The 7,979-nt window shown below is 67.4% G+C and carries 11 protein-coding genes; 7 read left to right on the top strand and 4 right to left on the bottom strand.

The annotated features are described in order from the left end of the window. Positions 1 to 52: 52 nt before the first annotated feature. Positions 53 to 928: a hypothetical protein gene (locus ACWEF2_RS20790; RefSeq protein ID WP_453817470.1), complete on the bottom strand. Its 876-nt coding sequence runs from the start codon at positions 926 to 928 to the stop codon at positions 53 to 55. Between the two features lie 348 nt (positions 929 to 1,276). Between ACWEF2_RS20790 and ACWEF2_RS20785 the strand changes: the two genes are divergently transcribed. From ACWEF2_RS20785 to ACWEF2_RS20765, 5 genes are all read left to right on the top strand, one after another. After that, positions 1,277 to 1,573 (top strand): hypothetical protein, encoded by a 297-nt coding sequence (locus ACWEF2_RS20785; RefSeq protein ID WP_453817468.1) that lies wholly within the window; start codon positions 1,277 to 1,279, stop codon positions 1,571 to 1,573. 263 nt (positions 1,574 to 1,836) lie between these two features. Next, positions 1,837 to 2,568 carry a GntR family transcriptional regulator gene (locus ACWEF2_RS20780; RefSeq protein WP_453817466.1) on the top strand — a complete coding sequence of 244 codons (732 nt, stop codon included), beginning with the start codon at positions 1,837 to 1,839 and terminating at the stop codon, positions 2,566 to 2,568. A gap of 111 nt (positions 2,569 to 2,679) precedes the next feature. Further along, complete coding sequence (locus ACWEF2_RS20775) at positions 2,680 to 3,111, top strand: plasmid replication, integration and excision activator (RefSeq protein WP_453817464.1); 432 nt, start codon at positions 2,680 to 2,682, stop codon at positions 3,109 to 3,111. 267 nt (positions 3,112 to 3,378) lie between these two features. Beyond that, complete coding sequence (locus ACWEF2_RS20770; RefSeq protein WP_453817462.1) at positions 3,379 to 3,693, top strand: hypothetical protein; 315 nt, start codon at positions 3,379 to 3,381, stop codon at positions 3,691 to 3,693. A gap of 254 nt (positions 3,694 to 3,947) precedes the next feature. Beyond that, the gene (locus ACWEF2_RS20765) at positions 3,948 to 4,259 is read left to right on the top strand and encodes a hypothetical protein (protein ID WP_453817460.1); all 312 of its coding nucleotides are present in this window, start codon (positions 3,948 to 3,950) and stop codon (positions 4,257 to 4,259) included. A gap of 655 nt (positions 4,260 to 4,914) precedes the next feature. On the opposite strand, the gene ACWEF2_RS20760 is transcribed toward ACWEF2_RS20765, so the two are convergent. After that, entirely contained in the window at positions 4,915 to 5,709 is a 795-nt protein-coding gene (locus ACWEF2_RS20760) for a helix-turn-helix domain-containing protein (protein WP_453817458.1), read from the bottom strand. Positions 5,710 to 5,753: 44 nt separating this feature from the next. Beyond that, positions 5,754 to 5,993: a hypothetical protein gene (locus ACWEF2_RS20755; protein WP_453817456.1), complete on the bottom strand. Its 240-nt coding sequence runs from the start codon at positions 5,991 to 5,993 to the stop codon at positions 5,754 to 5,756. Positions 5,994 to 6,968: 975 nt separating this feature from the next. Here ACWEF2_RS20755 and ACWEF2_RS20750 point away from each other — a divergent pair. Together ACWEF2_RS20750 and ACWEF2_RS20745 are read left to right on the top strand one after the other, a co-directional pair. After that, positions 6,969 to 7,205: a helix-turn-helix domain-containing protein gene (locus ACWEF2_RS20750; RefSeq protein ID WP_453817477.1), complete on the top strand. Its 237-nt coding sequence runs from the start codon at positions 6,969 to 6,971 to the stop codon at positions 7,203 to 7,205. Between the two features lie 9 nt (positions 7,206 to 7,214). After that, entirely contained in the window at positions 7,215 to 7,769 is a 555-nt protein-coding gene (locus ACWEF2_RS20745) for a nuclease-related domain-containing protein (protein ID WP_453817476.1), read from the top strand. Here the strand turns inward: ACWEF2_RS20745 and ACWEF2_RS20740 are convergent. Then, positions 7,742 to 7,979, bottom strand: a 238-nt coding sequence (locus ACWEF2_RS20740; RefSeq protein ID WP_453817454.1) for a WD40 repeat domain-containing protein, incomplete at its 5' end; no start/stop codon positions are given. The genes ACWEF2_RS20745 and ACWEF2_RS20740 overlap by 28 nt on opposite strands.

The following is a 7,979-nucleotide window of genomic DNA, read 5'->3' as shown; positions in this document are numbered from 1 at the left end:
CCGGCGGATACGACTTCATCGCCACGTGGAACTCCTTGCCTCCGGATGTCCATCATCCGGCACTCAAGGTGTCCACACATTGGGGAGAGGGCCCGGCCTTGTCGGCTTCGCGGCGGTTGCCGATGCGGGCCAGGCCTCGGGCCTCCTGCAAGGTCAGTTGGACCATGGCGCTGGATTGGCCGGCTACGGCCTGGCCGATGCGGGCGGCGATGACGACGTCTTCGTAGCGGCCTTCGACCAGGGCGAACCAGGCGCTCATCTCGTAGGCCCAGGCCATGAGTTCACCGTGACCGACCTGGCGGCCCATCTCATAAGCGGTACGGCGGGCGGTCTCGGCCTCCTCCCGCTCGCCCAGGTCGTAATGCACGCATCCGAGGAGCGCGGTCAGCCAGCCGGTGATGACCAGGAGTTCGCGGTGCTGGTCGAGGGTGATCCGGCCGCCGAGTAGGCCGTTGATCTGGGCGAGGCGTTTCTGGGTGCGGTCGCGCAAGGTGGCGGCGGAGACGACGGGGTAGGCGCGGCACAGCAGGTCGACGGCCTCGGCGAGGGCTTCCAGGGTTCCGGTGCCGACATCGGACGCCTGGAGTTGCTGCGCCAGTTCCATCGTGCCGTACAGGTCGGCCTCGGCTCGGAGGGCGTCCATGGGCATCACAGTGGCCTCGACGAGACGGTTCTGGCCGCGCCGATTCGGGCGGAATCCCAAATCTTCCGGTTGCAGGCCGGTCCGCTGGGTCATGGCCACCCGGTAGGCGGTATGCGGCCAGGAGACCTCTCCGGCCTCCCAGCGGCGGATGCGTTCTTCATCGCACACCAGTCGTTCGGTGATGCCGATTGGGGTGGCGTTGATCTGCTCGGCCATCTCGGCGCGGGTTAGGCGGTGCTCGTTACGCCATGCCCGGAGCTGAACGTTGGGGATGTAGTCGGGCATCTGGGGCCTTCCTCCCGGCTGGGGGCTCAAGAGGGGGGAACGAAGGGGGCCTTTCAGGGGTCCTGCTGTCACCGGTTTGCCGGTGGACTTGTCATCAAGCAACCACGGTACGTCAGCCCGCCTTCCGCCGCAGGGAGCGCGGATCGAAATCGAGGAGATGGCGACGGTGACCCGGCCAGACGAGTCCAGCGAAGAAAAGCCCTGCCTCTTTTGCCGGGGGCGGGGGACCAAGCTGCGCAGCTCGCGCCGTGCCCTCCTCATCGGCGAGAGCGGCAGTGATCAAGAGACGTACGGAGAACAGGAATGTCTCGACTGCCTCGCAAGCGGCCGGGCCGAAAGGAACGTGAGATGACCCCGCCTCCCCAGCCCGCCGTTCCCCTGCAAGCAGGTCCCCAAGAAGAACAGCACAGTGAAGCCCTCCTCCTCACCCTTCTGCAGGATGTGCTGCTGCGGCGGGGAGTGCGGGCCGAGCTGCGTGACAACGCCACCGCCCTGATGATTCCCCGTCCACGGGTGGGACTGCCGGTATGGGTGTTCGTCGGGTACGGCGGCGCCTACTTCTCCTGGCAGTCCGCTGAGAAGCGCCACCCGGTGAACGATCTGGACGGCGCGGCACAGATCTTGGCCGAGTACGTCGGCCGATAGACGGGCGCGGCGGGGCGGGGTCCCTCGGGTCTGGAGGGGGCCGGGGAGCGTTACCCCTGTCCCGTCGCGCCTTCCACTGTCCCGGCAGACAGCAGAACGGACGCATGCGGCCCGCCCCCGGTACCGCATGCCCTTTCCCCCGCTCCTGTCTGCCGGGATCGTCCTTTTCTCCGGTCTCCCCGTCCTCGAACGCGTGACAGGGGAGGAAAGCCAAGTTACGCTCTAGCTTGGTAAAACAACCTGTTGGGTGATGGACGGTCGTTATGTCGCTAGAGTCCGTACCGCCGAAGTATGCGCAGCTTGTGCAGGCACTCCAACGGCGCATCGAGTCGGGGGACTACCCTCCGGGCTCCATGCTGCCCAGCGAGAACCAGCTCATCCAGGAGTTCGGTGTTTCCCGGCCCACCGTGGTCGCCGCTCTCCGGGTCCTGCGGGAACAAGGGTGGATCGAGTCTCAGCAGGGCAAGGGCCGGTTCGTGCGCGGACGTCCGGCGGTGGCCTTGGTCGAACGCCCCCGGCCTGGGCAGGCGTACCTGACCGCCCCGGAGAGCGCGTCTTGTGGTGAGGTGGTCGAAGTCGCGGCCGTGGCCGTACCCAACCGCGTCGCCACCCTGCTCAACCTGGCTCCTCGGAGCAAGGCGTTTCTGCGTCGGCGTCTGGTCAGCCGGGAGGGCGGGCCGACCGAGATCGTCTCGGTGTGGTTGCCCCTTGGGTTGTCCGAGGGAACCGATCTGACCAGTGCCGATCCGCTTCCTCAAGGGCTGCGGGATCATCTGCGGTCCCGTAAGGGCGTGCGGTTCGATCACGTCGTGGAGCAGATCACCGCACGGATGCCCACGGCCGACGAGGCCAGGCGGCTCGGCATGCCGAAGAACACGCCGTTGCTGGCGGTGTACGGGGCGGTCCGAGATGCCTCGGGGCAGGCGTTGGCCGTGGTGGAGGTGCTTTTGCCGGCTGATCGCCACGAGCTGGAGGATGCCTATCCGATCGGTTAGCCGAGTCTCACTACGCGAGCCCGCTTAGGTACTTGACCTACCAAGCGGGCTTTCTTATCCTCGAAGCACATGACAGGTTAAGTGCCTGTCATACGACAGAGGAGTGTCATCATGGCTCTGCAAGGACCCATCCCCGTCACCTTCGACATGGTCTTCCCGCACGGCTGCTACGTCGTCGGGGAGGTCGAGGCGGTCAAGGACTTCGACGCCTCAACCAACGGCCGGTTCGTCCAGGCTCGCGACAAGTCCACTGGAGAGCCGGTGTGGCAGGTCGCCGTCATGGACGCCGACCCGGCCGTCAAGGCGGGACAGAAGACGGTCGCCGTCAAGATCCTGTCCACCGTGCAGCCGGTTCCCCCGGCTCCGCTGCCGGGTTCGCCGTTCACCCCGGTCGAGTTCGACAACGTCACCGTCACCCCCTACGTCAACGGCACCGGACGCCTCGCCTACTCGATCAAGGTCCGCGCGATGCGCGCTCCCCGCACCGGCTTCACTCCCGCTTCCGCCAAGAAGCACGCCACTACCGAAAAGGACGCCGCCTGATGGCACGCCGCAGGACCCACCGCATCAGCACCATCACCCTGAACACCGGTCGTGGAGCCCGCGCGACCAACCACCCCTACCCGGCCCGGACCCCAGTCCTGGCTCTCGACTTCGGAGCCCTGTCGGTCCTGTCACCACCTCGACCGGTGACCTGGTCACCGCCTCCGACGTCGACTTCGCCCGCCAGCTCGCCGCTGAAGCTCACCGCTTCGCCCGCTCTGTGGAACGTTTTTTCCACGGCCTGGCCAACAGCAGGGGAGTGACGGCATGAGTGACCACCGGCCGTACACCTACCTCACCGCGACGGTCCAGGAGGGGATCACCCGGCTCGGCGTCTCCTTCCACACCGCCGACCTGTCGGTCATGGCGCTGACCATCGGCGGCGTCCGGCCCCACTTGTCCTTCGGCGGCTCCGAGGGGCAGTTGTCGATCTCCACCACCGGTGGCGGACCGGTCACCGCCGCTGACCTGGCCCTCGCTCGGGAGATCGCGGATGCCGCCGCGCGCTACCGGGACGAGTGCGAGCGCCTGCACACCGATCAGCCACCCGGCCCCGACCAGGCCGACCAGGGCGCGGGCTGACATGAGGTGGGGCCGCTGGAACTGGTCCTTCCGGCGCCCCCTCTTCTCCCTGGATGCGAATCAAGAGAGGGCTCAAGCCTATGTTCAAGAAACTGCCCGGCGACGAAGTGCAGCGCCTTGTCTCCACCACCCCTGACACCGCTGTCGTCTTCCGCCCGGCCGTGGTCCGCACCCGGCCGTGGTGACCCTGCTCAGCTTCGCCGGGCGCACGGTCGCCGGGTTCGTGCGGCTCATCTGGCGCCACGACCGCCTCGGTGCTCGTCGCCTTTCCCGGCGTGATCTGGACCCGCTACGGCTGGCAGTGGGGCGCCATCCTGGTCGCCCTGCTGCTCGTCGCTCCCGTCGTCTGGAGCCTGGTCGATCGAGACTCGTTCCTGCGCTTGGTCGGCCGGCGGCTGGTCTGGATCTACCGGCGCCACTGGCAACCGGTGATGATCATCTCCGGCCTGGGACGCCACCTCGACGGCCGTGACTGCCTGCCCTGGTTGGTCAAGGTCTGTCAGATGGGGTCATCCAGACTTATCCCGGACGCAGACTCCGCCGTCGAGCTCGCGCCCGGAACCTAGCCGGGCGCCTGGGTACGGCGCAGATCGAGACGATACTCGCCGGGATCCTCGCCGGCAGCGACAACAGAGAAGAGGGCTGCACACCCTTCAGCTTGACGCCGACTACCGGCAATCCCCCGCCCCTTTTCAAACTTCGTGGCCCACGGAGTTCGAGAGGTGCTCCCGCCCCCGCGCACTCGCGCGGGGGCGGGGGGATTCCGCCGCCTTCGACCGTCCTTGCCCCGCCTTGGGGTCTGCTACCGGGAATGTGTGAGCAGCAGGTGAGGTCGGCGCCTGCGCACACGGCCGGTCACGATTGGTCATCGCTGATGACCATCACGCTGTGGAGGCCGGGGACCGATCAGCCTGAATCTGTCGGGGATTCTCCAGGCTCGTTCTGGCGGGTCTGGACGTGGTTCTGGCGGCGGGTCTGGGGTGGGTGCTGGGCCCGGGGCGGCGTGAATACTGGAGCACTTCGACGGGGTATGCGGCCTGGCCAGTAAGGATCTGGCGGCGGCACTGGACGTGGGTTGACGACCTCCACCGGGCTGATCGCGCTGGTGGAGGTCTCCTACACCGTGCACAACGTCCGCACCACACGCCAGGGACACATCACCGACCGCTACAGCAAGGCGATCGAACAGCTCGGCTCCGACTTTTACTCGTGGGAATCGGGTCAGCGCCAGGAGCTCGCTTCGTCACCGTTCTCGAACGCATCCAAGCTCCCTCCGGGAGGAACCTCACCGATGGCGTTGCGCTCCTCGCAGCCGGGGCCGGAGTAGAAGGTGCGGGTCACCTTGGTGAGGTTGACCACGGACTTGACGGGATCGATGTCCGCGCACTCGCCTATGCCGGCTGGGTTGGCGCGGGCCTTGATCGCGCCGGAGAAGTTCTGTCCCTTCCAGAAACAGACGCCGACCACGTCGGGGTTCAGCGCGTTGCGGCACTCCTGGTTGTCGCGCCCCAGCATGACGGTGGTGGTTATGGTGGCGGCCGCGGTCACACCGATCAGCAAAGAGATCACGATCGTGCGGCGGACGCCGTTTTCTGGCAGCCAGGACCGCCGTGTCGCAGGGGAGGCCGGGCCGGGGGGTGAGGGGAGGGGCGGCGCCGGTTCCTCGGCCGGAGCCGATGGAAGCTGAGCCTGCTCCTCAAGCTGAGCCGCCAGCGCAGAGGGAGCCTGCTCCTCCAAGGGAGCCGCCGGCGTAGAAGGCGTCAACGGCTTGCCCTGCCGCTGAAGCCTTTCACGGGTTTGCACCCAGGCGTTCACTCCGGCGGCGTCGACGCCGCAGGCGCGCACGTAGCTTCTGAGGAACCTCTCCGTCGGCAGCGTTCGCCTGCCGAGGGTGCTGGAGGCGGTGCTGCTGGGAATACCGCCTCGCCTTTCGATGGTCTCGAAGGTCAGGCCGTTGACCTCTTTGAGTTCTTTCAGCTTCTGCCCGAACTGCTCAGGCGTGGTGACGTCCTTCAACTCCGTCACCAGCGACCGGATCGGGGCGTCGTCTGCCCCGGGCATCACAGCCACCCGCGCCCGGCCGTCCCGCCCGCCAGCCACACGCTGACCTGGGCGGCCGCGCCGCCCATCGCGAGCACCAGCAGAAGGCTTTCGGGCAGCGGCTGCCCGCTCACCCGCAGCGCCGCTGTGACAAGGACGACCACGATCAGGACGACGATCCGGTGGCCGGAGGGCATGGTCACCGGGAGGGGGCGCGCAGGGGACGACGGCGACTGCCAGCGCGGGTTGTGAAGGGACATACGAACCTCTTTTCCTGGGCGCGGCGTGAAAACCGCCGCGGTGTTTGTCGGGGCGGTTACCGGCCGCCCACGATCCGTGCTCGTAAGAGTTACGCACCACTCGGTCGGTAGTCTAGATTTCGCAATGTTTCTGTTCTTCGGAATCTTCTGGTCACGCTCAGCCGTATACGGCTTATAGCGGCAGCTCATTCCGTATGGCCGTTCCGGAATCTCGCCCTGCGGCCGAAAGCTTCCGATGTCCCGAAAGCCGGACAAAAGAGGGAAAATAAATAAAGGGGCCTCTGCGGTTACAGGGGCCCCATGTGCTCCTCGAACGATCCGCGCCGCGCCCAGGAAGGCAAGACGGACATTCGAGGTGGTGGGCGTCTGGCTGCCTCACCGGTTCCAGTCTTGCCCCCACTGCCCCCCCCAGGCAAGATTAAATAGCTTTCCGAACGGTTCGGGAAATCCTCTGAGCTGCCAGGACGCCGACCCAGACGCTCGGGACAGGCGGCACCGGCCGTGAGGCCGATGCCTTTCGAACGCCGCGTCCCAGCGGTAGAGGCGGTATTCGGAGCCGTCCTGAAAGTCATTGAGCCATTCACCTTCCCTCTCCTTCGGCCCGGGGCCGTGCCGGACGCGTCCGGCACGGCCGCCGTCACCCACCACGCCACCCGGCCCACCAAGATGTCCCGTCCGGAAAAGCAAAGAATCCCGGGCAACGGCACCGGCAGGAAGAGCGGGTCGGCCGTAGTGTCCGGGCGCCTTGCCGCCAACGCCGAACCGGCCTTCCGGCACCGCTCATGCAGCGCCCCGCGCCCCGGCGCCAGTGAGGCCGAGGAGGCGAATAGCCATACCACCGTCTTTAAAGGGAATTTAGGTTATTCATTGCCCCATAGCGGCCCGCCCGGGGTCGGCACCGAGGTTGAGGAACCGGCGGACAGCCGTTATCGATGAGAATGATCTTGCTAGGACGCCGAAGGGGCAGCAGGCGGAATACAAGCTGGAGCTGCGCGCCGAGCGCCAGGCCGAGGGCATCGCCACCGCCAAGCGCCGCGAAGCCACCGGTGCCATGCTGTCCGGCAAGAAGAAGACCTGCCGCCCCCCGTCATCGGCCCCGCCGAGCTGGCCACACTACGCCGCCTGGTCGACGACGGCATCTCGGTCACTGAAGCCGCCCGCACTCTCAAAATCGGCCGCTCCACCGCCTACGCGGCACTCGTCGGACGCTGACCAGCAGCTATCCCACCTGCATCCCGCTGCTGCCCCTTCGGCGCCCCAGCAAGATCATTCTCATCGATAACGGCTGTCCGCCGGTTCCTCAACCCCGTAGATCACCTCGTGATCGGGAGCGCCGGCGTTTTCGTGGTGGACACCAAGCACTGGTCCCGGGATCGGCGGGTCACCCAGCGTGGGCGGTACGTGCGGGTAGGGCGGGCCTCCGGGGAGCAGGTGGCCCGGGCGGTGCGCTATGAGGCGGCGCGGGTCTCGGAGCTGCTCACGCGTTCCGCAGGGCGGCCGGTGGAGGTGACTCCGGTGCTGGCGATCCATGGGTCGAGTGTGCCGATGCTGCGGGTCATGCACGCCGATGGGGTGCCGATGCTGCGAGCTGCCCAGGTGCGGGGCTGGATCGCGCGGCGCCCGGCTCGGCTGTCCCAGGCCGGGACGGCGGCTCTGGTGGAGGCGGCCGGGCGGCTGCTGCCGCCATATACAGAGCAGGACGCGCCCGCAGACGGCGGGGACGATGCGGCGGGCGGGAGCACCTACCCTCATCGAATGGTCGGGCAGTTGGGTTGACGGTACGGCTCGCCGGGGATGTATCGCGGCCACTCCTCAGCGGTGAACGATCGCCCCGCGATGTCGCACACCGCTCCCAGGAGATCGCGCGGTAACGCCACATCCCAGATCCGCACCGTGCCGTCGTCTCCGGCGGAGGCCAGGTGTTTGCCGTCCGGCCTGAACACCACCGAGCGCACCGAGCCGGTATGGCCGGTGAGCGGGGCGCCG

The sequence above is a fragment of the Streptosporangium sp. NPDC004631 genome (assembly GCF_053601935.1).
The sequence above is the reverse complement of the archived record's forward strand: the minus strand, read 5'-3'. Positions and strand labels throughout refer to the sequence as shown.

Bases quoted from the DNA above. Each gene is read 5' to 3' on its own strand.
- ACWEF2_RS20770 (WP_453817462.1), top strand. From the start codon at position 3,379: ATGAGTGACCACCGGCCGTACACCTACCTCACCGCGACGGTCCAGGAG.
- ACWEF2_RS20755 (WP_453817456.1), bottom strand. From the start codon at position 5,993: ATGTCCCTTCACAACCCGCGCTGGCAGTCGCCGTCGTCCCCTGCGCGC.
- ACWEF2_RS20790 (WP_453817470.1), bottom strand. From the start codon at position 928: ATGCCCGACTACATCCCCAACGTTCAGCTCCGGGCATGGCGTAACGAG.
- ACWEF2_RS20775 (WP_453817464.1), top strand. From the start codon at position 2,680: ATGGCTCTGCAAGGACCCATCCCCGTCACCTTCGACATGGTCTTCCCG.
- ACWEF2_RS20780 (WP_453817466.1), top strand. From the start codon at position 1,837: ATGTCGCTAGAGTCCGTACCGCCGAAGTATGCGCAGCTTGTGCAGGCA.
- ACWEF2_RS20785 (WP_453817468.1), top strand. From the start codon at position 1,277: ATGACCCCGCCTCCCCAGCCCGCCGTTCCCCTGCAAGCAGGTCCCCAA.